Raw genomic sequence first — 23,897 nt, forward strand, 5'->3', positions numbered from 1 at the left:
CCCACGGGGTGTTTTCGACGGTCGTCCAGTCGTAGCCCTTCGCGTTCCGGTTCCGAGGGGTCCCTGAGGGAGGGCGGCCAGTAATCGCCACGCGCCACCTCCATACAAGCGCCCAAGCCGTGCAATTCACTACTCCATGTCAGTGACATTTCCCCTGAACAGTGGCCGATTGCATGAGTGGCGGAAGTCGATGCGACATCATATGCAGGTGCTGACCGCGATCATTGCCGGTGGGGTTGCGCTGATCGTCGCTACCATCGCAGCTCTAGCGACCTTGCGTGCCAAGAAGCTCGATCTCATTGGACAGAGTGAGCAACGCCGCGCGGAGGCGTTGAAACGCGGCTACGATTTGGTTCTAGCTTCATACGATCTAATCTGGCACTACCGATGCCACTTGATGCTGTCTGAACTCGGCCATGATCCGCCCTTTGACTGGGACAAAGATTGGAAGCCGTTCAAGACGAGAGTAGAGCTAACTGGCTCGGCCGGGATCGATCTTCTCCAGGAGAACTCACTACACATCAAACAGCTTTCACCCGCGCTGATATGGCTCTCTCGCGTGGCCTTCGAGGGCGTGAACTTGAAGGGACTTGAGTCCCTGCCGGAGGACTACGAGGAAGCGCGCGGCGCTCTTATCAAGTTCTCGCGCATCGACTCCAGAATCGACAAGCCCGTCTCCAAATCATTTTGGAAAAGGGTCAGCAAGCGCAACAAGCCGCAGGAGATGGCGAAACTCACCTCAGAGGAGGCCCTCCGCCGGATGTACGCAATCGTCAATGAAAGTAAAAATCCGGGACTCATGTACATCTATCAGTCCGGTTCCGAAGACAACCCCGACGACAACCCGCTTGTGGAGTATCTGCGTAGCTTCGACAAGTACCCGCCGATCCTGGCTACGAGCCTGGCAGTGACCGCAAGCAGGATCGCGGAGTGGAGGAAGGCCGGGGTAATCGACTACGACGGCCCTTGCCAGCGACGTAAGAAGCAGTGCTATGAAGAACTACGCCTGAGGCTCGCGTAAGACCGCTTACGATTCGTCGTGGGTAGGGCTGGCGCAGAGCACCGCGTGGTCTTGTTCAACGGCAGGATGTATCGGTGCTTGACCGGAAGGTGCCGCATCCGACGTGCGTGCGGATCGAGCGTGCGACGTACGTAGCCCAGGCTCGTTTCATCCGTGCGCCTGCGGTTGTGCGTGCCGAAAACTGCATCCACGCAGGTTAAGCAGCATGGTGGTACTCGTGGATGACTCCGCCGAGACGGTCCCGTCGATCTATGGTGAGGCGTTCAATCTGGGCGGGTTCAAGAGGCTGGGGCCGTGCACGCAGGGGTGCTGCCGCAGCGAGTGATCGGTGGGTTCGGTGCTCGTTGTAGTGCCGCTCGTACGCGCGCAGCGCGTGCCGTAGATGGGCCTCATTCCAGATCAGCGTGCGGTCCAGCAGTTCGGCGCGAAGGGTCTTCACCCAGCGTTCAAGGGTGGAGTTCATGCGGGGCATCCGAACACCGGTCAGCACCGTCGCGATTCCTGCGGTGCCGAGGATCTTGTCGATCAACTCGGGGTATTTGGCGTCGCGGTCACGAATGAGGAACTTGATCTGCGCGAGGTATCCGGTGTCTTCGAGGTCCATGAGCAGGTTGCGGATGGCCTGGGTGACCCAGGCATGGGTGGGGTGCGCGGTGGTGCCGAGTATGCGTACGCGCCGGCTGGTGTGGTGGATGACGGCGAGAATGTACTGGCGCTGATCGGTCAGCGTGACCGTCTCGATGAAGTCCATCGCCAGGATCGCCTCAGCCTGCGAACGCAGGAAGTCAGCCCAGGTAACGGTCATCCGGTGCGGGGCCGGATCGACGCCGGCAGTCTTGAGTATCTCCCACACCGTAGAGGCGGCGATCGCGACACCGAGCAGCGCGAGTTCACCGTGGATGCGCCGATACCCCCACGAGGGGTTCTCGCTTGCCAGGCGCAGGACGAGACGGCGGATCGAAGCGACAGTGCACGGACGTCCAGAGGCCCGATTCACGCTCATGCGGGCATGGCGGCGCTTCATCAAGTCGCGATGCCACCCCAGCACCGTATCCGGGCTGACCAAGAGCCGGAGCCGACGCAACGTCGCGCGGGCCAAGGGCACAAGCACGGCTGCGAGCAAGGCCCTGTCCTCAGGCCGCAATCGTGGGCGCTGATCACCGAGTTGCCGGTGCAGGACCGCAATCTGGCGGCATAACGCGAGGATCTCGACGTCCTTCTCCCGATCGGTCATGCGCAGGAGCCATAGCGCGGCGAAGGCATGGTAGACGGCGAAGTAGGTGAAGCGGACCAGCACGGCCGCGATCATGCCGGACGATGATCGCTAACACGTCGATGCCTGCTGACCTGCACGGACGTATTTCTCGGCACGCACAACCGCCGGAATACCTGACTTGGCTCAAATTAGTGCGCACCGCGGTTTTGCCGGCGACGGCCTGCTCGGCCTTGGCGACCTGTTGGTCGATGCCGTGCAGGGTGCGCCGAGCCCGGTCCGCCCGGTACCGGTAGTAGATGATCTGGTCGCGGCGCTGGTCCTTGGGGCAGGCAGGCCAGGGCTGGATGAAGATGTGCCTGTCGGGGATCTGCTCATCCGGCTGCTCTTGGCGCCACGCCTGGACCACGTACGGCACGTCGGGTATCCGCGCGCCGAGGATGAACGCCAACCCCGTGGCCTCGATGGCCTGCTGGTTGGCCGCAGAGATCATGCCAGCGTCGGCCACGACCGTGACATCAGCCAGCTGGTGGGCATCCATGAACGCACGGATGGTCGGCAGCATCGTAGTGGTCTCGCCCCGGTTGCCCTCAAACGCGTTAACCATCAACGGAAACCCGCTTGCCTCGGTGAGCAGCCCGATCGTGATCTGCGGCTCCAGGCGGCGTTCCTTGGAGAACCCGGGCTCACGGAACCGTCCCCGGCATCGGTCTCGAAGTACAAGGTGGACACATCGTAGAGAACCAGTGACGCCGACCCCAGATCAGCGGTGCGGGCGCACGCCGCGGCCAACTTCTGCCGCCAGGACTCTTTTCGCGAACGCGGGCAAACGCCGCTTGAGGGTCGCGTACGCCAGCGGGTCGAAACCTGCCTCCTCGACCACCCGCAAACTGTCCAGCTTGCTGGTCGGCTCGACGATCCGTGCCACCACCAGCGCCACTGCCAGCCTGCAACGCCGCGAAGTCCGGGCCAAAGTCGAGCTCGGGCTGCCCCACAGCCAGACGCTGCCTCGCCACCGCCTTGAGCGCCTCCACGCCGCATCGTCATGCGCCGAGCCGATGTGCTCGATGTCCCGCGACCCGCGACGCGAGGAGTACACGATCTGCACCGCCCTGGCCCCCGACGCCGTCTTCACCGTGCGCACATACGCCACGAGAGACAGCCTAGAACCGGCCGCTAGTGCGCAGATTTTCGCCGTTCACACGACGAAACCGCAGCTCAACAGCCAGCACCCCGCTCAAGATCAGCGATCTTGAGCCAAAGTCAGGTAAGGGTAAGGTGACGGAATGGTTATGCGGGTGGCGGTTCCCGTGCTGCCGTGCCGAGATGTGCAGGCAGCGCGGTCGTACTTCACGGACACGCTCGGATTCGACACCATATTCACCTGGGAGACCCCACCTAGCTACGCGGCCGTGATCCGCGACACCGCCGAGTTCCACCTGTACGCCGAAAGCAGCGTCGGCCCGGCCAGGGTGACGGTTGTCGTCGACGACGTCGACTCCTGCCACGACGAGCTGCGCGCCCGCGGCGCCGACATCGTCGAGCCACTGGCTGACCGGCCCTACGGGATGCGCGACTTCAACGTACGGACACCCGACGGGCACTTGTTGATCTTTAGCCAGCCGCTTACCGAGCACGGGTGACCATCAGCGGACCAGCCGGAAGAATGACCGGACCTCGTCGACGAACAACGCCGGCTGCTCGAACGCCGCAAAGTGGCCGCCCTTGCCGGGCTCGTTCCAGAACCGGATGTTCGGGAACCGGCGCTCCGCCCACCGCCGAGACGGGCGATGGAGCTCCTTGAGGTAGACCGAACAGCCGGTGGGTACGGTCACCGGCGCGCCGGTGACCAGGAGATCCATTCGTTGACCTTGTGCGTGCCGAGAATTACGTCCGCACAGTTCAAGCGGCATGCCGATACTTGTGGAGGACTCCACCGAGACAGTCCCGTCGGAGTACCGCAAGGCGTTCGATCCGGTCCGGCCCAAGGGGCTGGTGCAGGGCTCGCAAGGGTGCTGCGGCGGCGAGTGATCGGTGAGTGCGGTGCTCGTTGTAGTGCAGCTCGTACTCACGCAGCGCGTTGTGCATGCCGAAAATTACGTCCGCACAGGTCAAGCGGCATGCCGATACTCGTGGAGGACTCCGCCGAGGCGGTCCCGTCGGAGTACCTCGACGCGTTCGATCCGGTCGGGACCAAGGGCCTGGTGCAGGGCTCGCATGGGTGCTGCCGCGGCGAGGGATCGGTGGGTGCGGTGCTGGTTGTAGTGCCGCTCGTACTCACGCAGCGCGTGCCGAAGATGGGCCTCGTTCCAGATCAGTGTGCGGTCCAGGAGCTCGCCGCGTAGCGACTTGACCCAGCGTTTCATGATCGCGTTCATGCGGGGCATCCGCACGCCGGTCAGAATCGTCGCGATCCCGGCGCCGCCGAGGATCTCGTCGATCAGTGCGGGGTACTTGCCGTCACGATCACGGATGAGAAACCTGACTTGTGCGAGGCTGCCGGCGTCTTCGAGGTCCATCAGGAAATTCCGGACTGCCTGTGTCACCCACGCGTGTGTTGGGTGCGCGGTTGCGCCGAGAATGCGCACGCGCCTACCGGCGTGGTGAATGGCGGCGAGGATGTACTGGCGTGCGCCGGTCAGCGTGACGGTTTCGATGAGATCCCATCGCCAGGACCACCTCGGCTTGGGAGCGCAGGAACTCGGCCCAGGTGACGGTCGCTCGGCGTGGCGCCGGGTCGACGCCAGGCAGCTTTGAGGATCTCCCACACAGTCGAAGCAGCAACCGTGACACCGAGGAGGGCGAGCTGTCCGTGGATGCGCCGATAGCCCCACGAGGAGTTCTCAGCCGCCAGACGCAGGACAAGACTGCGGACCGATGCCACGGTCCGCGGACGGCCACGCTTCGACGCCGGCTCGCCTGGACGTGGCGACGCTTCACCAGGTCACGATGCCATCGCCGCACCGTGTCCGGGCCGACCAGCAGTCGGAGTCGGCGCAGAGTTCGTGAAAGGCCAGCTGCTGTACTGCGCGGTGTGAGGCCGTGGAAGGAGTCAGTTGACCTCGAAGTCGATCGGCTGATCACGACCGAACGAGTGCCGGCCGTATTGAGACTCCAGCATCGTCAGCTTCCAGCCTCGCTGGCATTCTCCAACGAGGGTCGGAGAGTGGGTGATGATCGCGACCTGAGCGTGCTCTGCCGCACGCCCGACCCGTTCCAAGGCGAAGAGCTGGAGCTCGGGGTAGCAGTGATCCAGGAACTCGTCCACAAGCAGGAACGTGGGTTCGACTTGTGCGTGGTGCTTGGCATGAGTGACCGCCAGCTCCAAGTGCAGCAACCAGTTGTGGTTTGGCTGTTTCCTCACGTCGGACGTGGAGTTGATGGTTCGCCCATTCACGTCCATCACGAAGCTCACCGCAGATTCGGTCACGCTGACGTCCTTAACGATGTCGCTCACCGCCGGCAACTCCTCAAGCAGCGCCTTGAGCGCCGTGGCGTTGAGATCGAAGACCTGGGCTAGCGCGACCAGGCTCGTCGGCACACGCCGACTTTGCAACATGATCGTCTTGTAGGGGCGAGCCACGTAGGGAACCCGCTGGCCGTCAAGTACGTGTCTCACGTCGCCTGATCGGCCGGTAGTGGCGACCTCATGGGTCGCGGGGTCAAACCAGCGGACCGCGATGTCGACATCGCGCGATCGGGACATCTCCGCGACCTGGTCAGGATTTGCGACGCTGTCGATCAGCCTTGCCAGTACGGTCTTACCGCTCCCATTGGGGCCGCTGATCACGTTGCGCATGCTGAGCTCGAAGGTGCGACCGGACAGACATCCCGGACCCGAGTTGACCGAAATCGACTCGACGAGACCGAAGCGGTCGACGGCCATTCCGTGGACTTCTGCGGCTTTACGGGCTTCGTGCAGTCGCTTCCACGCCCTCAGCTCCTCGGTGGAGTAGAGACGGCCGTCATCAGTGTCGATCGCTTTCCCGTGGGCGTAGCAGCACCAGATCCCGTTTTCCGCCGAGCTCCGCTCGGTGGCTGACAAGCCACCGGTCCCACGCGGTCCGTCCGGCGCCGCCGCCAGTATGTGCGCTGCCATCCCCGTGTAGACCACATCGGCCGCTCCAGGCCCAGGCCCCACGGTGAGCCGCCCGCAGTTGAGCACGGAGCACTGATATCCGGCGCGTGCGGCAAGCAATTTCTTCGTCGCCGCGGAAAAGTTGGCCCGCTGATCCACCGCACCCTCGTTCCCAGTCAGGCGGAAACTCCACCCGGTTCAAAAGTGACAAGACAACAGTCCGCATCGGACTAAGATGATGATCCAGTCAGATCCCGGCGTCGCGGAGCCCTGGTCGGAGCCGGCGTGGCCGTGGTCGTCGAGGCACCCCTTCCGCTGTCGACGAACTCGACAAGGTTGGCCAGCGGCACGGGACATCGCACGTTGATCAGCTCACAATACTGAGCGGGCCATATTGATCGGCAACTCAGCAACCGGTCCTCCGCTATCCGTGCCGACCCACCAGAACAGCTCGAGAAGCTCCGTCCAGCCGGACAAGCCTCTCGACCGCAGCGGCGTACCGGCTGGCTAGTTCCGGATATCCCGCGGCGGCGAGCGCCTCCGAGCTCATCCTGTTGCGGGTCAGGGCTTCCGACAGGATCTGTGCCCGGCTTTCCTCCAATACTTGGACCGCGGCGGTCTCCCGGCCGAGCTTGAGGTACGTGACGACTACGTCGTCGGCGAAGCCGGTCGCCTGTCTCAACCAACCCTCCTTGTGCCGGCGGACCGTCTGCAGAGCGAACAGCCGACGAGCGGCGTCGAGCCCCCACTCGTGTGCTTCCGCCGCTTCATGCCACGCTCCTCGCACGGCGGCGGCACGACCCCACTTCCGCGCGGCCTGCAGACACCACCCGAGATCCGACGCCATGCCCGCCTTGCAGGCGGCGCGGTGCAGGGCAACGATCTCGGCAACGTCGGCCTCCCCGCCCACACCGCGTTGCGCCTCCAGAGCGACGGCCAGATTGCTGGCGGCTCTCGCCCGGCTGGTGCTCCCGGCGGGCAACGCGGAGAGCGCCCTCCTCAACGCGCTGACGATCGTGTCCAGACCTTCGGTGCTCTCCGAAAGCCACCACCGTTCCCACAGCGCGCTGGTCAGGTTCACCTCGATACGCATGCGGTCGGGAGCCGACTCCGGCAGCAGCGCCATCGCCTGCCGGAACAGGTCGATGGCCGCTTCGAGGTGTCGCGGCTCGCGTTGTTCGTCGTAGCGGTCGGAATGGCAGAGGGCGAGGTTGTCCAGGTAGATCGCACGTTCCGGCGCCGTCGGGGCCACGGCCCGCGCTGCTTCGCGGAACGCGCGTTCGGCGTTCTCGCGATCGTTGTGGTCGCCGCCGTGCTGGAAACGGGCTTGCAGGCAGGTGGCTCGGTCGTTGAGCAGACCCGCTCTGGCGGCCACGCCGACAGGAGTCTCCGCCACGGCGTCGTCGTAGGCGGCGATGGCGGCGTCCAGGTCGGCGCTGCTGCCCGTTCGTTCGAATCGGAGGTGGAGCAGACCCGCCCGGTCACCGCGGCACTCCACGCGCACCGGGTGATGATCGGCGACCAGGTGATCAAGGCGGTCGAGCGCCGCCAGCGCCTCGACGATGTCCTCCAGCGCACCAAACCGCTGGTACCGCACCGAAAGCGTGCGCGCGAGACTGCCGAGACCTCTCGGGAGCAACCGCGTGTCGTCGGTGAGGTGCTCGATACTCGTGTGCAGGAACGTGACGGCCCGGTCGATGTCGTGCTGATCGCCCGAGTGCTTGAACCGGTCCCGCAACATGACCCCGAGGTCGTGCAGGGCCGCCCTGCCCTCAGGACCCCGTGGCAGACCGTCGCCCGCGATCGCTGCCGCCGCCCGCTCGAACAACTCCAACGCCCTGTCCTGATCGGAGCGGTCACCGGTCGCCGTGAACCGGTGCGCGTACGCGGCGGCGACCGTGCGCAGGCGCTTGAGCTTCGTTCTGCCCTCGAACGATCCACCCACCGCACTCCGTTCGGCGACGTCGATCGCACGGTCCAGGTCCTCGACCGCGCCGAGGCGTTCGTAGCGCGAGATGAGAAACGTCGCGAGCGTGTCGGCGCACAAAGCCTTCAGCGGTGGGAAGTTCTCCGCGTCCTCAGTCGCCTCCTCCAGCACCTCCAAGGCGGTGTCGAGCCCTTCGACGACACCGAACCGCTGGTGCAGCAACTCGTGGACGAGCGCCAGGCTGTGTCCGGTGGCGGCCCGCGACGACGATCCCGGCCGAGCACGAAAGCGCGCTTCCTCGTACACCGCAATGGCGCGATCACCATCCGCGCGGCCACCCTCACGCTCGCACCTCAGGCGCAGGACGTCACCCAACACCCGCAGCCTGCGCGGCCTGTCCACGTCCGAGATCGCTGTACAGCCCACCGCTTCCTCTGCGACCGCGATGGCCTCGTCGAACTCGACGCCCTCTTCCTCGTGGTCGAGCAGGTCGTGGTAGCCGCTCGCCAGGTTGGCCAGCCAAAGCCCGTGCTCACGGGTATCCGTATCGCCGTGAAGCACGGCGGCGCGGAATCCCTCCACCGCGGTCCTAAGGTGCTCCGGGTTCTTCGTCTCTGCGTACATCTCTTGCGCGCAAGTGGCCAGGTTGTTCCAGAACAACGGTACGTTCGGGTTCTCCGGCGCCGCGGTCTCCACGACGTCCCGGTGCAGGGCCATCGCCCGCTCGAGATAGTCCGGATCTCCGCCCGACCTGAACGCATCGCCCAGCACGTTCGCGAGATTGTCCGAGCACAGCAGGCGGTCCTCGTCCAACTGCGGCATCCGTTCGACGGCCTCTTCGAGGACCAGTCGTGCTTCCTCCAGCGCGGAAGCGTCACCCAGTTCACGGAAACACACCCGCAGGCAATTGCCGAGGTTGTTGAGCAGCGCTGGATCGCGGTCCAGAGCGACCGCTCGCTTGTACGCCTCACGGGCTTCTTGGAGCCCACCACGCCCGCTGTCTGCCTCGTACCGATCAAGGAGGACGGAGCCCAGCTCGTCGAAGTAGTCGGCGTTGCCCCTCACAGCAGCCAGTTCCGACCACAACCGCACCGCTTCGTCGGCCTGGTCGAGCGACCCCGTTCGCAGGAACTCGGTTCGCGCCAGGTCGGCGCGCGCGACCAGGTCTTCCTCGTCGAACTGCGTCATGGCGGAGTCCATATCACAGTCCCGCTGTCACCACGCTCTCAACGCGGCGGTGAGGCGTGAGGCCAACTCGTTCGCCACACTTCGCGGGTCCGCGAGCACCCAGTGGGAGTCGATCACCTCGTCGGCGAGCGGCCGCACCCGCTCCGGCAGGTCGAACCGCCAAGGTGCGGTGCTTCCCATTCGCAGTACGCCAACGGATTCGAGGCCTACTGCCGGAACCACCTCGTCCGGCAGGACGGCATCAACGCCGTTCAGGTTGCCGAGCAGCCGAATGACCTGATCGCACACGGACTCCGCGTCGAAAACCGCGCCCACGTCGGCGAACGGCAGCAGTTCCCACGCCGAGCGGGCGCCGTCGCGGCGCATCGCCAGTCCAGCACACCGGGTCCACGCCAGGACCGTGGCGGCAGAACCGTATGTACGCACCGAGTCACCGGTGCTGAACAACCCCGTGCGCATGCCGTGATCCGTCAGTGCGTCGGGCGCGTTAGCCAGGTGCCGGGCCGAAATCCGTGCAGCCCCGTCGAGGGGGACCAGGTGCACCTCCAGCGCGGCGTGCTCGGGTCCTCCGACGTGCAGGTCGCCGAACCACGGCACCTCGGGCGGGAACGGCAATGGATTCCACGTCAGCGCAACAGGTTCGTCCGGCGGCAGCGCGGGTACGGCACCGATCGGCGGTCGCACGTGCCGAGGCTGCCCGGTGATCACCCGGAGCAACTCCTCGAACCCCGCGTCGGTCATCTCCCGGACGGCGAAGTGCGACGCGGAATGCGCCTGCACGAACGTGGGCAGTTCGCCGAGCGCCCTGCCGGGCAGCACGACCGGCAGGATCCTGGGCAGCCAGCGAGCCCGGTCGGCGTAGAGCATCTCGCGCAGCACAGCCGCTTCCGCTTGCACTCCCCTGTTCTTCTCGCCTGGCGCTGTGCCGTCCCCCACCGCGCGGTAACGCGGTGACGCCACCACGATCACGAAGTCGGCGGTGGTGACGCGGTCCAGAGCCCAGGCGTACCAGTCCTGACGCTCACCCGTGAGCCACATGTCGAAGTCGACGTCCACTCCGCTCCGGGTGAGGAACGCCGCAAACGCCGACACAAGGTTCCGGTGCCGGTCGTCGTCGTGCGCGTAGCTCAGGAAGACCCTGGGCCTTGCTGAGGAAGGCCGGGAGGCCCCCACCATCGCCACCCCCTGTCTCACCGGTCGCCCCAGCCTAGGACGAGACCTCAGGCTTGAACGAGGTGCGGCCGAGTGGAAGACGGCGAGCAACGATCTCCAGTTCGTGCAGCCGTTCCGCGGCCTTTCGATAGCGAGCGGCTAGGTCGGGCGCTCCGGCTTCCACCACGATGAGCGCTCGGTCCGCGGCAGCCAACTCCGTGGTGAACAGACGCCCGCGCGCCCATTCGAGCCGTTCGACCGCACCGATCGCGTCGCCGCGCTCGACCAACGCCCTCGCAGCGAGCGCACCGGCCTCGGTCTCGAGTGCCAGCCAGACGGACCTGTCCTCGTGGGAGGTCTGGCGATGCAGGAGAACCTCAGTGCACGCCAGCACGTGCTGGTCCGCCTCGCTGATCTCCTCCCATGCACGCCGGTCCTCGGCCCACCGCATCCACGCGACTCCTGCTCGGAGCTCGATCTCCGGCGCCGATTCCTGCCCGTATCGGCACGCCTCCCGATGCACCCCGACGGTGTCCTGCACCGACGCTCGTCCGATGGCGCAGGCCCGGCGCAGCGCACCGGCGAGGTGGTGAAGCCTGAGCGCGCGGGACGGTGAGGACGTTGGCGTGATGACGACTGCGGCCCGGTGCAGCGCCACCACCTCCTCCAACAGCCGTTCGTCGGGCTCGTGGTCGTACTGGTCCTGCAGCCCCAGTGCGAGGTTTCCGAGCAGGCCTGCCCGGACAGCCCCCTGTTCCGGGGTCGCCGCCAGTGCGGCCTTATAAGCCTGCACCGCCGCGGCACGATGCCGCTCCATCCCTGTCAAGGCAGCAAGGGCGCGCATCATGCCGCCGAGGTTGCCCAGCATCGAGGTCAGGCGGACGGCCGACAGTCCTGGTGTGTCCGCGGCCTCCTGGTGCAGTGCGGCCGCCCGGTACAGCTCCGCCTCGTCGCGACGCCGCACCGCGCGGTCCCGCAGCATCGTGGCGAGCTGTTCGACTCTGCTCGCCTTCACCACCGGGGTCGCGGCGTGGCTCATCGCCGACTCCATCAGGTCGATCGCCTCGTTCAGCAGGGCGAGCTCGCCCGCACGTTCGAACCCGATCTGCCTCAGCAGCGCGACGTTCGCCTGCCAGTCCGGGTACTGGGCGTACGCAGGGTCGGCCTGCTCCAGCAATTCCGACATCACCGCATCCGCCTCGTCGAAATCCTCCTTACGACCCGTCACGCCGTACCGCTCAATCAACGTGGAGGCCAGGGTCGCGAGTGCGGTGACTGTCCCGACCGAATCCGGCCGCCCGAGGGAGATCGCCTCTCGGAGCGCTGTCTCGGCCCGATCCAGGTCCTCGACGGAGTCATGATTGGCGACGAACCGCTCCGTCAACGCGACTCCGAGGTTGCCCAACTGGAGCACGCGGAAGTCCTGGTCCTCCCCGCCGTCAGCGAGGGCCTGGGCGAACGCCGACACCGCGTTGTCGGCGTGCTCGCGACGCGTGCCATCGAGTGCCGTTGCTCGGAAGGCCCGTTCCAGGGCGACCTGGCCGAGACCACTCCACACCTTGGCCAGCTCCAGACCGGTCGCGAGCGGCAACGCCTCGTCGAGCAGGCCGGCCACCCTGTCGACCTCAGCACCGTCACCGACTTCCGACGCAGCCAGCAACGCGTTGGCGTAGTTCACCAGCACGGCGCATCTGACGACGGGATGCCCGCCCATCAACTCGTAGGCTTCCTGAAGGACATCGATGGACGCTCTCAGGTGCTGATCATCGCCTCTGAGCTGATGCAGTTGCCACAACGCGTAGCCGAGCATCGCGAGCACCATCGGCCGGTACGGGTGAGGTGCCACGGCAATCCGCTCGGCCTCTTCCAACAGGGGCATCGCTCGGTGCACGAGGTCCTCCGCCGCATCCCCCTCTGCCTCGGCGAGCAGCTCCTCCGCGGTACCCAGCAGGTCCGGCACGCGCTCGTCCACGAGCTTCGCCTCCGCGATCGCCGCGGAGGCACCGATCACCCTGCTGCGTGCGAGCACGGCCCTCATCCGCTCCACGAGGCGGACGTTGTCCCACTGTTCTTCCGCTTCGCAGTGCCGAAGAAGTTCACGCAACGCCACATCGGCTTCATCACCGTTCAGCGAAGGGAAGCACCGCAACAGCAGTAAGCGCAGCCACCGGAATCGTGTCCGGACGAACCGGTTGAGCGCCCACTCGTGCAGCTGCCGCATTCCGCACCCTCCAGATTCGGTGCCCATCCGCCGGTCCTGTGCCCGAAGATGATCCTCGCGTGCTTCGAGGAGGCCCCACCGTGCCGCACGACGGGACATTGTTCATTCTCTTGGCGGCCCTGGTGTCGCTGGTCACCATCACCGCGGTACTTGTTTTCCGCCTCATGTCGAATTCTGGGAGGGAGCCTTCTGCCTCCGAGTTGTGCGACGAACTCGCCGTCGTGCTGAGGGCACAGTGGCGTGCCGAGGAATCGGTCCGCCGGGTACACGATCCCGTGCCCATGCCGGTGACCTGGCGAACCGAGTCGCTTGAATCCCCGCTGCAGGACCACTGGGTGAACGTCGCCGGGCGTGATCGCCCCGTCGTTCCGCCAGAACTCGACGGCGGCATCGACAGGGTGCACGAGGTCTTCGCACGGATCCCGACCGGACGCCTGGTCGTGCTCGGCGGGTCCGGCGCGGGCAAGTCAGTGCTCGCGACACGGCTGACCGTCGCTCTGCTGGATGCCAGGAAGCCCGGCGAACGGGTGCCTGTGCTGCTGCCCGCCTCCACGTGGAACCCCCAGGCACAACGGTTCCACGAGTGGGTGGCGATCCGGCTCGCGATCGAGCACCCGGCCCTGCGCGCCCGGCGAGGCAGCGCCGGGACCGTCGCGGACCAGCTGGTCGGAAACGGTCACGTCCTGCCCGTGCTCGACGGACTCGACGAGATCGCGCCCGAACTGCGGGACCTCGCGATCCGCCGGTGCAACGCGGACCTGCACGCCGGCGACCCGATCGTGGTGACCTGCAGGACGGACGAGTACCAGGCGCTGGTCGACGCCGGCGACGTGCTCACCGGCGCGGCGGTGGTGGAGTTGCGGCCTCTCAGCGTGGAGGCACTGGCCCAGTACCTGCCGCGCACGACTCGCCGGGTGCGTGCGACGACGGACCGGACCTCGTTGTGGGAACCGGTGATCACCGCGTTGGCCAGGCTCGACGGCGGGCCGCTGCGCGAAGTCCTCGCCACCCCGTTGATGGCGTCGCTAGCGCGTGTCGCCTACAGCGAAACGCAGGCGGATCCGGTCGGACTGCTCGACCGGGCCCGGTTCCCGACGGCCGAACGGCTGTCCGAACACCTGCTCGACGCACTCGTCCCGGCCACCCGACCTGAATCGCCCAGAGATCGCGACCAGGAAACGCGCCGGTGGATCACGGCCCTGGCGTCGATGCTGTCGCGCCAGGGCTCCCGCGAATTCGCTTGGTGGGAGTTGCACCACGAAGCACCTCGTGCGGTGCGTGCCCTCGTCGCGGTGACGCTCGGCCTGTGCACCGGCTGGACGGTCGCGCTGATCGCTGGAATCGGCGTCGCGGTGCCCGCCGCGGTCCTGGTGGCGGTGCTCGCCTTCCTCGTCACGCTGCCCCAGCGAACCGAACCCGCCGAGGTGCGCCTTCGACTGCGCGGCACCCTCCTCGCCCTGCGGCTTCGCTTCACGCCGGCGCCGCGTCCATCACGGGTCCTGCGTTCGGCGGGCCCGGTGGGCTGGACCGCCGCGGGCGGAGCGGTGATTGTCGCTCTGGGTGTGTCGGCAGGGCCGCTCGGCCTGGCCTGGGCGGTTACCGGCGTCGTCCTCGCGGTTTTGCTCGACGCCTGGCTGGACGTGCCCAGCGACATCCGCAGGGCGCACGATCCGTGGACGCTGCTGCGAGCTGACCGGACCGCGGCACTCATCCGAGGTACGTCCCGCGGTGTGGTGATCGGGCTCGCCTCGAGTCCGGTGGTGGGACCTGGTGCCGCGGCCGCGCTGTTCACCACCGTGGTGGCCGGGAGCGTCCTGCACAACGCCTGGGGGAAGTTCGCCGTCGCCAGGGCCTATTTCGCTGTGACCGGTCGTTTTCCGCTCCGACTCAGAAAATTTCTCGTCGAATCGCACAAACGGGGGATACTGCGTCGCGTCGGTCCCATGTACGAATTTCGCCATGCCAGCCTCCAGAACCGTTTGTCCGCCACCGCGGAATAGCAGGCGCGAAGGGCAACACGCGTGACCCAGGAACCACTCGATGAGCTCGCGGCCGCCCGCGAGGAGTTCGACGAGGTCGTCCGGGAGATACAGCGGACACCCGAATTCCGAGACTTCTCGGTGCCGTCAGGATTCGACGTCATCGCCCCGGCCGGCGCCATCGACCCGCTCGTCTACCTGTCCACCACCGAGACCACCGGCGTCGCCCTGATCGTTTTCGACGGAACGGCGACGCCTGTCGATCTGCCGGTCACCTCCGCAGACCTGCGGTCGAAGGTGCACCAGTACTTCCACGCCTACCAGGCGGCGCGTGCCGAACCGGGAACATCTCGCTGGGAGCAGGCGCTGGACGACGTGACGCGATGGCTCTGGGACAGCACGATGGGACCCGTGCTCGACGCCGTCGGAGGAGCGAGCCGCACCACCATCGTCACAGGCGGGCAGTTCGGATTGCTTCCCCTGCACGCGGCCTGGACACCGGACGACTCGACGCCGACCGGCCGGCTGCACGCGGTCGACCGAACGGCGATCTCGTATGCCGCGAAGGCACAGGCGCACCGGGAGTGCATGCGGCGGGCGGCAGCGATCACCGGCACGAGGCTGCTCGGCGTCGTGAACCCGAACCCGCACGAGCACGATGCGCTACCGGACACCGAGTGGGAGGCCGCAGCAGCGTTGGCCCGTTTTCCGGGCGGAACGGTTCTGCGGCACGACGACGCGAACCTGGAACAGGTCGTCCATCTGCTGAGCGACGCGCAGATCCTGCATTTCGGCTGCCACGGCGTCGCCGAACTCGCCACGCCGCTGCGCAGCCACCTCCAGCTCAGCGGTCAGGACGTGCTGGCCCTGGCGCGCGTGTTGGACCTGAAGCTGTCGGCGAGGCTCGCAGTGCTGTCGGCGTGCGAGACCGCGTTGATCGGTCTCGACCTCCCGGACGAGGTCATCTCCCTGCCGACCGGACTGGTCCAGGCGGGCGTCGCAGGAGTGCTCGCCACACTGTGGTCAGTGCGGCAACGAAGCTCGGCCATCCACATGGTCGAGTTCTACCGCCGATGGACCGATGGGACACCACCCGCCGCCGCCCTGGCCGAGACCCAACGCTGGCTGCGGGACGTCACGGTCGAGGGGTTCAGCGGCAGCTGGGAGTCTGCGCTCGACGACGAAGCGGAGTGGCTGCCGGCGGAGTTCGGCGACCTCGTGCTCGGTGATCTTGTCGGCCGGCACGCGGCTGCCGACGACCGGCCGTGGTCGGCGATCAGCGACTGGGCGGCGTTCACCATGACAGGAGCGTGAGCACGTCCGTGGATCCCGAACAGATGCAGGGCCTCGTGGTGCTGCTCGAACGCGAACTCGACACCGTCGTCACGCCGCGCGACGCCGCGGACTTTCGTGAACTGATCGCCGAGGCGTCGAAGCGGACCGGTACCGCCCGCATGCGGGCGTTGCGGCGCATCTTGTCTGACGGACGAGTCCAGCGGTGGGTGCATAAGCACGCCCACCGGCCCCCGTCCCGTGACGTCTATAAGGCACGAGAAGGCGACCGGCCCGCACGGTTTCTGATGGCGGAGTGCCCCGCGGCCGTGCCCGTGGGCGAGACCTTCTCGCTCGATGTCAGCATCGGACCCCATTCCGGCACCGCGGAGCAGGTGCGACCGTTCGCCGTGCCTCCCGGAGGCGCGGAGGTCGAGCTCACCGTGCAGACCAGCCCTCGCCGTCGGGTGCAACCGAGTCGGAGCAACGTGGCCAGCATGTTCGTCCCTGACGAGCAGGTCGCCGTGACGACGAAAATCGAGCTGCTGGCCACTGCGGAGGGCATCTGCGACCTGATCATCCGGGCCTACGTCGGAGGAACGCTGGTCCAAAGCCTGTCCATCGACGTCCACGTGCGTGCCGACGGGCCGGTGACCGGAACCGCCCGGCAGCAGGCCGCGATCGCCGCCTTCGTCCACGATGCGCAGGGACTCGCGCTCGAGATCGCCACCGACGACACCGGGTACTTCCTCCGCGTGTTCTCCGGACACGCGGAGAAACGGGAGGGCCGATGCCGGCTTGACCAGAGCCTGCACGGGTTCGTGCTCGGTGAGCTGGGAAAGCTCGCCCAGGCGAACAACGCCCGAGCCGACGCGTCCGCGCAGTTCAGGCAGACAGCGAACCTCGGCAGGAGGCTGTGGGACCACCTGGTGCCCGACGAGCTGCGCCGCGATCTTCTCGACGCGCTCGGACGAACCGACACCCTCACCGTGCTGGGCGACAGTCAGGAATTCCCGTGGGAGCTCCTGTGCCCCGAGGTGAGCGACGACTCACCGTTCATCGTCCAGCGCATTCCGTTGATGCGGGTAGCGGGCGCCGTGTTGCCGGCCGGGCGGCTGAGTGTGGGGCGAGCGGCGTATGTCCTGCCGTCGAACCCACCCACGAACGCGGAGGCGGAACTCGCCGCCGTCCGGAACGTGCTCAAGCACTGTTCGCAGAACTTGGGCACGTACCGGACCTACAAGCCGTTGCAGAGCCTGGTCAACGACAAACGGACCTACGACCTGCTGCACATCGCCGCGCACAACGAGAAGTCGACGGACGCGTGGGACCGCATCCCTCTCGCTGACCTTGGCTTCACGCCCTACGACGTGAACGAGAACAAGGACCTGGCGAACACCGGCCGCCCTCTGGTGTTCTTCAACGCCTGCAACACTTCCGGCAGCCCGATCAACACCCAGAAGGATTCCTGGGCCGGCGCGTTCTTGCAGGCCGGTGCCGGAGCGTTCGTCGGCACGAACTGGGCGGTGCGCTCCAGCACAGCCAGCCGGTTCGCCGAAGCATTCTACGAGGCCCTCATCGCCCCCAGCGCCACTCTTGGCACGGCCTCTCTGGCCGCAAGATCCGCAACCAAAGACGGCCACGACCCGACCTGGCTCGCCTACGCCGTCTATGGCTCGGCCCAGTCGAAACTCACCGAAAGCAGCTGAGAATGGCCACCCCAGTCTTCGTCCTGCACGGCACGTCGAACCGCACGGCGGACATCATCAAGGAGCGCGTGGCGAAGCTGTCCACCACGTGCGGAGACAAATGGGAGCTGATCCCGGTCTACTGGGGCGACTTCGGCGCGCACGAGCAGTGGATCGAGCGCATCCTCCCGAAGCCCACTCAGCGCCGGTCCGAAGAGGTCCGCGGCGGTGACATCCCGGAAACCGACGACGATGACGTCGAGCAGTTCGCGCTCACGATCGCGCACGCGCTTGAGCCGGCGGATGATCAGATGGACGAGCAGGAGCAGTTGCTCGCGATCGAGGCCGGCATCAGGGCGACGCTAGGTGGTGACGCCGCCGACGCGGTCGCGGAGGCCACGGCAGACACCTGGACCGCGGATCGGTTCTGGTTGAGCCAGGTCAGCGACCCGGCGCTGCTGCGCGCGATCGGGCGGTTGCTGGCCGAGGACACCGCCGAAGCGCTCGACGAGGTCGAACTGCGAGACAGGACGCGCGTGCGCGAGATCGTGCGCCAGCGCATGCAGTCCCTTGACAAGCTGGTCGGGGACGCGCTGAAGAGCTTCGCGAGCAACGTCAACCAGATGATCCGCACAAAGCTCGCTCCCGCGGTGGTACGCAACTTCGGCGACGTCATCGTCTACCAACGGAGGTGGCGTGAGATCCACGACCGGGTGCGGGAGGTCATCGCAGCGGTCGATCCCCTCCTCGGCACGGACTCGACCCACCGAGTACACCTCATCGGCCACAGTCTCGGCGCCACCATCGCGCTCGACCTCGCCACCGGCGCCATGGCACCGGAATCGCCCGCCTTGTGGACGGACTCCGTCATCACGTTCGGTTCGCCGTGGCCGCTCTTCCAACTGTGTGACCCGCGTCGTCCGGCACTCGCAGCGATCGGCGGCGACGGAGTCGTGCGTCTTCCTGAAACCGTGAACCGCTGGACGAACCTCTGGGAGCCTTCAGATCCGCTGTCGTTCCTCGCCGCGAACGTCTTCCGGATGCACGACGGCACCCCACCGGTGGACGTCGAGGTACCGCACAGGTACACAAAAGGAGCCAACACCCACTCGAACTACTGGGATGCGGCCGAACTGGTCACGGCAATGGACCGCTTGTTCAACACCTGACTGCCTGTGGGTGCCAAACACGGCTTGATAGGCGTGACCTGCTCATCAAGCCGCCGAGCACTCTGTGTGTGCTGAAAATTATGTCCGCTCAAGTCAAGCGGCATGCCGATACTCGTGGAGGACTCCACCGAGACGGTCCCGTCGAAGTATCGCGAGGCGTTCGATCCGGTCAAGTCCAAGGGGCTGGTGCCGGGCCCGCAAGGCTGCTGCGGCAGCGAGCAATCGGTAGTGCGGTGCTCGTTGTAGTGCCGCTCGTACTCACGCAACGCCTGGCGCAGATGGACCTGGTTCCAGATCAGCGCGCGGTCGAACAGGTCACCGCGAAAGTTCTTGCTAGAGCCGATACAGATGAGCCCGAAAGATTGATTAGTGCCGACTGGCCCTCTATACTGGGTTCGAGCTATCCAATAGCGCATGAACACACGAACTGCGCACACTTGCTACCTGTGGGGGGTCAAGTCCCCCCTCGGACACCAAAATGTCGCAAATTTGCGACGTCTACGTGGCAGGTGCTCAAGTCCACTTGAGCACCTGTTTTGCGTTTCCGTGCCACATGCAGGTGGCGTTCGATGACGATTTCCTACATCCGCCCGATCGTCCCGGACACCACCTCCGAAAAGACACCGGGCACATCCACACGCACGGCTGGCCAGCCTCTCCCCCTTATCGCTGTCCCCGTATCGCGACCACTCCGGCTGACCAACGTCTTGTACCGGATGGCCGCCGCCGACCAGCGCGGCCGAGTCGCAGACCGCCACGTCACGGCCGCGCTGGAGTGGAACGCGGGCACGCGGCTGAGCATCCGCGAACACGACGGCCTCCTGGTCGTGGCCTGTGCTGCTCGAAAAGTCATCGCTGCAGCTCAAGCCGCATATCGGTACTCGTTAATCACCCCACCGAGGACCCGCGTGCGGACAGGTCGACAGCCAGAGCCGTGAGAATCGTGCACCGTTCTAGTGCGTCCTTGAACGTCTGGCGGTAGTTGGTCGGGCCTGGTGAGGCCGGTGCTCGTTGTAGTGAGTCTGGTAGGTCGCGAGGACTTGATGCGCATGACCTTCTCCCATGATGAGGATATGGTCGAGAACCTCACGGCGGATACTGCCGATGATCCGTTCGCAATGCGCGTTCATCCGCGGAGCTCGAGGCGCACTCGCGATACCCCCCATTTCCCTGCCTCGAATACGGCGTCGAACGCGTCGCCATACTTGCCGTCGCGGTCACGCAGCAGGAAGCGAAGGGACTCCATCCGCGCCCCGAGCTCGCAGGCCAGGTTCCTTGCCTGCTGCACCGTCCAGTCCCGTGTCGGATGCGCGGTGACGCCGGTGATGTACAGGTGCCTGGTGCCGTGTTCGAGAAACGCCAGCGCGTACAGGCGTGCTCCGAGCGCGGTGTCGATGTGGAAGAAGTCCGCCGCGATGATCCCCTCGGCCTGCGCGGTCAGAAACTCGCGCCATGTCGGGCCGCATCGCCGCGCGGCGCCGGATCGATGCCCGCGCGGTTGAGTATCTCCCAGACCGTCGAGGCGCCCAGGCGATGGCCAAGCCGAAGCAGCTCGCCATGTATCCGCCGATGTCCCCACCGCGGATTCTCTCTAGCGAGTCGGAGTACGAGCGTCTTGATCGCTGCTGCGGGAGGGACGTCCGGCACGCCGGCGCGCGGTGTGATCCCACTTCCGGGCGATGAACCGGCGGTACCAGCCGAGCAACGTGCTAGGGGTAACCGGGAAGACCTCCTCCCAGCGCGAGCGGAGCACCACTCTCTACAGCGCGGCGAACCAGAACCGGTCTGCGGGCTCGTAACGAACGGGCCCGGTCAACTGCCGACGAACCACCTCGTTCTCGTGCCACAGCACAAGAAGCTCCGCATCCTTAGCCGCCTCACCTCGAAGCAGCACCGCCGGAACAGACAACAACTTGCAGACCACCCGATATAACAGCGAACAGACCACCCCGACATGCTCTCATCTGGGAAAACCGGACCGCTCAGAGCACCGATGACTTTCCGGGCGGCACAGGAGTAGAAGAGGTTCAGCGCATCGACCGGGCGGCCGGCCAGGACGCCATGAATCGGTTGAAGTTCATTTCGGTCGGTTGACGGATTCGGGAGACCGTGGTGGCTGGGCAGCGTCGTGGTGCGGTCCGAGGTCGTCGAGTTGCCGTTGTACGCGCTCGGCATCGTCGTCACGGCCTTGTTCTCGGTACAACATCAGTGCCTCTCGCCACGCTTGACGGGCTTGGTGGTGTTGCCCGAGCGCAGTGTATGGGTGGCCGATGTTGCCGAGGGTGTTCGCGACTTCGTAAGCATCGTCGAGGGTACGGAACAGGGCGAGGGCTTGGTGATAGTTGTCGACGGCCTGCTGGTGGTCGCCGGTGCGGTGGGCGATGAGCCCGAGGCTGTCCAGAGTGGTCGCCTCGCCGTAAGGATTGTGATGGTGCCGCAATGGGGTGAGGGCGGCAAGGCAGTGATCGCGGGCGGTGTCGAACTCGCCTAGCCGCGCGGCGTACCAGCCCACAGCGTTGAGCGCGTGGGCTTCCCACACCGGCTGGCCGAGCGCTCGTAGAAGGTCGAGGGCTTGTCGGGCGTGATCTAGAGCCTGCTGGTCTTCTCGTCGCTCTCCCCAAGCGCGCGCCAGCACCATCTGGGTGTGTGCCTGTTCGGCGGGGTCGCTGTGGTGCACCGCCAGGGTGAGGGCCTGGTTCAGGTGTCCGATGGCCTCCTCGTGCAGGCCCAGTCGGGAGCAGGCGTCGCCCAGGTTTCGGTGGGCGCAGCTGCGCGTAGCGGAGTCGGGCAGGTGCGGGGCGGCGTCCAGCGCGGCCCGCCACGCGGTGAGCGTGTCGCGCCGATGCCCTCGCCAGAGGTGGAACGTGTCTAGTGTCCAGGCGAGGTGCCAGACGACTTGGTGGCGGCCGAGGACGATGGCGGCGCGTTGGGTGGCGAGTAGGGTGGCGTGCTCGGTCTGCAACCAGGCCAGCGCGGCGGCGGCGTCGTGCAGCGGGTGCGGGTGGACGCCGGGCGCGGGCGGTTCGGGTCGTATGAGCGGGCGGGCGGGGTCCACGAGGCGGTCGGCGGTGAAAGCAGTGTGCAGGTAGAAATCCATCACCCGTGCCAGGGCGGTGTCCGGAATGTCGTCGGGCAGGTCTCTGGCGGTGGTGGCGGCGTAGGCGCGGACGAGGTCGTGCATCACGTACCGGTCGCCGGGTCGCCGCTCCAACAGGGATGCCTCCTCCAGTGCCGATAGCGCCTTGCGGGCGCGCGCTGGAGACAGGCCAGTCAAGGCGATCACGCCGGGCAGGGCGATGTCGGGGCCGGGTGCGATGCCCAGCAACCCGAACACAGTGCGGTGTTCGTCGGTGAGCCGGTGCAGGGACCAGGACAACACGGCGGGCAGGCTGGCGGCGGGGTCGGTGTCGTGGTCGAGTATCTCCAGTCCCAGCTTCCGCAGTTCGGCGGCCACCTCGGCCAGTGAGAAACCGGGGCGGGTGGCGGCGTCGCGGGCGGTGATCGACAGCGCTAGTGGATTACTTCCGCACAGCTCGACCAGCTCGTTCACGGCGTCAGGCTCGGCGGCGACGGGGTCGGCACCGAGGCGCGCAGCCAGGAGGGCACGGGCCTCGTCGGGTGTGAGCACGTCGAGTTGCAGATGGCGGGCGCCATGCCGGTCGATCAGCGAGGCGAGCCTGGTGCGGCCGGTGACCAGCACGGTGCAGGTCGGGCTGCCTGGCAGCAGCGGAATGACCTGCTCGGCGGTGGCGGCGTTGTCCAACACCACTAACACCCGTCGGCCCGCGACCAGGGTGCGGTATAGGGCCGCTTGTGCGTGCAGTTCGGCCGGAATACGGCCGGGATCGACTCCCAGGGCATCGAGGAATCCGCGCACCGCCACCTCTGGAGCCATCGGCTCTTGAACGGGGCTGAACCCGTTCAGGTCCACGAACAGCTGCCCGTCGGAGAACCGGTCCAGGTGAAGGTGCGCCCAGGCCAGGGCTAACCAGGTCTTGCCGATTCCGCCCGTCCCTCCGATCGCCGCGATCACGACTGTTCGGTCCGGCCCTGCCTGGTCCAGATTGGCGGTCAGCGCGGCGAGCTCGGTTTCTCGGCCGGTGAAATGCGATGGTGCGGCGGGCAACTGCTGGGGAACCACCATCTGCGCGGTCACGCCGCCGCCGGGCCGGATGGACAGCGTGGAGTCTGCGGTCAGAATCCGCTGATGCAGCTCCTGCAGTGGAGCGCCGGGGTCGGCACCGAGTTCCTCGACCAGCCGGTCCCGCAGCTGCCGGTAGTGTTCCAAGGCATCCGCCGACCGCCCGGCATGGTGCAAGGCGAGCAGGTACTGCCCAGCCACCCGCTCGTCCAACGGATATCCCGCGACGCGCGCCGAGAGTTCCACCACCAGCTCCTGGCCTTGGCCGATCCGCAGCCGGGCGTCGATCAGATCGTGCTCGGCTGCCAGCAGTTCCTGCCGCAACCGGTCGCGCTCGGCCTCCGCCCACTGTCCGGCCAAGCCGGTCAGCGGTTCCCCACGCCACAACGCCACCGCATCGGTCAACAGGCGCACCCTCTGTACGTCGTCGGCGTCGCGGGCGCGAGTGCGCAGATCCCGGAACCGGTGCAGATCCACCGATTGATCGGCGTGGTCCACCATCAAGACGTAGCCGCCGGAGCGCAGGACGATCTCCACGCCAGCCGCCCCGAGCAGTGCCTGTCGCAACCGCGAGATATGGCTGTGCAAGGCCACCCGCCCGCGCCGCGGCGTGTCCGCACCCCAAACCTGCTCCATCAGCCGATCCGCCGGCACCACCCGGCCCGCGTCAGCGGCCAGCGCCGCCAGCACGCACCGCCTCTTGGCAGGCCCGAGATCTACCGTCCGCCCGTCGACCCGTGCGGTCACCTCGCCGAGCAGACCGACGTCCACCCCCATGGCCGCCTCCCTCCCCGTCCATTGATAGCGGCGTGGCCTGCCTGGTGCGGGCAATCAACGGGCAGTTCACA

Annotated in this window: 16 protein-coding genes and 1 pseudogene; 6 read left to right on the top strand and 11 right to left on the bottom strand. The window is 66.6% G+C overall.

All coding sequences use genetic code 11. The features are described from left to right. Positions 1-208 precede the first annotated feature (208 nt). Positions 209-1,021, top strand: coding sequence for a hypothetical protein (locus IE307_RS18830; protein ID WP_191299275.1), 813 nt, complete (start codon positions 209-211; stop codon positions 1,019-1,021). 196 nt (positions 1,022-1,217) lie between these two features. Here IE307_RS18830 and IE307_RS18835 read toward each other — a convergent pair whose 3' ends face one another. Then, the gene (locus IE307_RS18835; RefSeq protein WP_229904849.1) at positions 1,218-2,330 is read right to left on the bottom strand and encodes an integrase core domain-containing protein; all 1,113 of its coding nucleotides are present in this window, start codon (positions 2,328-2,330) and stop codon (positions 1,218-1,220) included. Between the two features lie 94 nt (positions 2,331-2,424). After that, positions 2,425-3,387: pseudogene (locus tag IE307_RS18840) on the bottom strand (IS1634 family transposase); the annotation flags it as partial. Positions 3,388-3,526: 139 nt separating this feature from the next. On the opposite strand from IE307_RS18840, the gene IE307_RS18845 reads away from it, so the two are divergent. After that, positions 3,527-3,877: a VOC family protein gene (locus IE307_RS18845; RefSeq protein ID WP_229904909.1), complete on the top strand. Its 351-nt coding sequence runs from the start codon at positions 3,527-3,529 to the stop codon at positions 3,875-3,877. 3 nt (positions 3,878-3,880) lie between these two features. Here IE307_RS18845 and IE307_RS18850 read toward each other — a convergent pair whose 3' ends face one another. The 6 genes from IE307_RS18850 to IE307_RS18875 all read right to left on the bottom strand — a co-directional run bounded on the left by IE307_RS18850 (position 3,881) and on the right by IE307_RS18875 (position 12,626). Beyond that, positions 3,881-4,096: a hypothetical protein gene (locus tag IE307_RS18850; RefSeq protein WP_308436371.1), complete on the bottom strand. Its 216-nt coding sequence runs from the start codon at positions 4,094-4,096 to the stop codon at positions 3,881-3,883. A gap of 249 nt (positions 4,097-4,345) precedes the next feature. Continuing rightward, the gene (locus IE307_RS46810) at positions 4,346-4,753 is read right to left on the bottom strand and encodes an integrase core domain-containing protein (protein ID WP_229904850.1); all 408 of its coding nucleotides are present in this window, start codon (positions 4,751-4,753) and stop codon (positions 4,346-4,348) included. 533 nt (positions 4,754-5,286) lie between these two features. Continuing rightward, on the bottom strand, positions 5,287-6,471 hold the full coding sequence (locus IE307_RS18860) for an ATP-binding protein (protein WP_191299277.1): 1,185 nt from the start codon (positions 6,469-6,471) through the stop codon (positions 5,287-5,289). A 265-nt stretch (positions 6,472-6,736) separates the two neighbouring features. Further along, positions 6,737-9,427: a hypothetical protein gene (locus IE307_RS18865; protein ID WP_191299278.1), complete on the bottom strand. Its 2,691-nt coding sequence runs from the start codon at positions 9,425-9,427 to the stop codon at positions 6,737-6,739. Between the two features lie 27 nt (positions 9,428-9,454). Then, positions 9,455-10,621: an SEFIR domain-containing protein gene (locus tag IE307_RS18870; protein ID WP_191299279.1), complete on the bottom strand. Its 1,167-nt coding sequence runs from the start codon at positions 10,619-10,621 to the stop codon at positions 9,455-9,457. 13 nt (positions 10,622-10,634) lie between these two features. After that, the gene (locus IE307_RS18875) at positions 10,635-12,626 is read right to left on the bottom strand and encodes an ATP-binding protein (RefSeq protein WP_191299280.1); all 1,992 of its coding nucleotides are present in this window, start codon (positions 12,624-12,626) and stop codon (positions 10,635-10,637) included. Positions 12,627-13,135: 509 nt separating this feature from the next. Between IE307_RS18875 and IE307_RS18880 the strand changes: the two genes are divergently transcribed. From IE307_RS18880 to IE307_RS18895, 4 genes are read left to right on the top strand one after another with little or no spacing between them, the layout of a single operon-like run. Beyond that, complete coding sequence (locus IE307_RS18880) at positions 13,136-14,800, top strand: NACHT domain-containing protein (protein ID WP_229904851.1); 1,665 nt, start codon at positions 13,136-13,138, stop codon at positions 14,798-14,800. A gap of 21 nt (positions 14,801-14,821) precedes the next feature. Further along, a complete protein-coding gene (locus tag IE307_RS18885) occupies positions 14,822-16,093 on the top strand; it encodes a CHAT domain-containing protein (protein ID WP_191299282.1) in 1,272 nt (423 codons plus the stop codon). Then, entirely contained in the window at positions 16,090-17,760 is a 1,671-nt protein-coding gene (locus IE307_RS18890; protein ID WP_229904852.1) for a CHAT domain-containing protein, read from the top strand. Before IE307_RS18885 ends, IE307_RS18890 begins: the two co-directional genes overlap by 4 nt. A gap of 2 nt (positions 17,761-17,762) precedes the next feature. Continuing rightward, entirely contained in the window at positions 17,763-18,908 is a 1,146-nt protein-coding gene (locus tag IE307_RS18895) for an esterase/lipase family protein (protein ID WP_191299284.1), read from the top strand. A gap of 953 nt (positions 18,909-19,861) precedes the next feature. Here the strand turns inward: IE307_RS18895 and IE307_RS47635 are convergent. From IE307_RS47635 to IE307_RS18905, 3 genes are all read right to left on the bottom strand, one after another. Beyond that, the gene (locus IE307_RS47635) at positions 19,862-20,074 is read right to left on the bottom strand and encodes an integrase core domain-containing protein (protein WP_373306021.1); all 213 of its coding nucleotides are present in this window, start codon (positions 20,072-20,074) and stop codon (positions 19,862-19,864) included. Then, positions 20,035-20,487, bottom strand: a complete 453-nt coding sequence (locus tag IE307_RS46815) for a hypothetical protein (protein WP_229904853.1) — start codon at positions 20,485-20,487, stop codon at positions 20,035-20,037. The genes IE307_RS47635 and IE307_RS46815 overlap by 40 nt, the downstream gene beginning before the upstream one ends. Before the next feature lie 498 nt (positions 20,488-20,985). Continuing rightward, positions 20,986-23,826: an AfsR/SARP family transcriptional regulator gene (locus tag IE307_RS18905; protein ID WP_191299285.1), complete on the bottom strand. Its 2,841-nt coding sequence runs from the start codon at positions 23,824-23,826 to the stop codon at positions 20,986-20,988. Positions 23,827-23,897: the final 71 nt, after the last annotated feature.

The sequence above is a fragment of the Lentzea cavernae genome (genome assembly GCF_014653695.1).
In the GTDB taxonomy this organism is placed as follows: domain Bacteria; phylum Actinomycetota; class Actinomycetes; order Mycobacteriales; family Pseudonocardiaceae; genus Lentzea; species Lentzea cavernae.

Excerpts from the sequence above, each read along its gene's own strand:
- IE307_RS18835 (WP_229904849.1), bottom strand. The coding sequence starts at position 2,330 with ATGATCGCGGCCGTGCTGGTCCGCTTCACCTACTTCGCCGTCTACCAT.
- IE307_RS18845 (WP_229904909.1), top strand. The coding sequence starts at position 3,527 with ATGCGGGTGGCGGTTCCCGTGCTGCCGTGCCGAGATGTGCAGGCAGCG.
- IE307_RS18850 (WP_308436371.1), bottom strand. The coding sequence starts at position 4,096 with ATGGATCTCCTGGTCACCGGCGCGCCGGTGACCGTACCCACCGGCTGT.
- IE307_RS46810 (WP_229904850.1), bottom strand. The coding sequence starts at position 4,753 with ATGGACCTCGAAGACGCCGGCAGCCTCGCACAAGTCAGGTTTCTCATC.
- IE307_RS18865 (WP_191299278.1), bottom strand. The coding sequence starts at position 9,427 with ATGACGCAGTTCGACGAGGAAGACCTGGTCGCGCGCGCCGACCTGGCG.
- IE307_RS18895 (WP_191299284.1), top strand. The coding sequence starts at position 17,763 with ATGGCCACCCCAGTCTTCGTCCTGCACGGCACGTCGAACCGCACGGCG.
- IE307_RS47635 (WP_373306021.1), bottom strand. The coding sequence starts at position 20,074 with ATGGGGGGTATCGCGAGTGCGCCTCGAGCTCCGCGGATGAACGCGCAT.
- IE307_RS18905 (WP_191299285.1), bottom strand. The coding sequence starts at position 23,826 with ATGGGGGTGGACGTCGGTCTGCTCGGCGAGGTGACCGCACGGGTCGAC.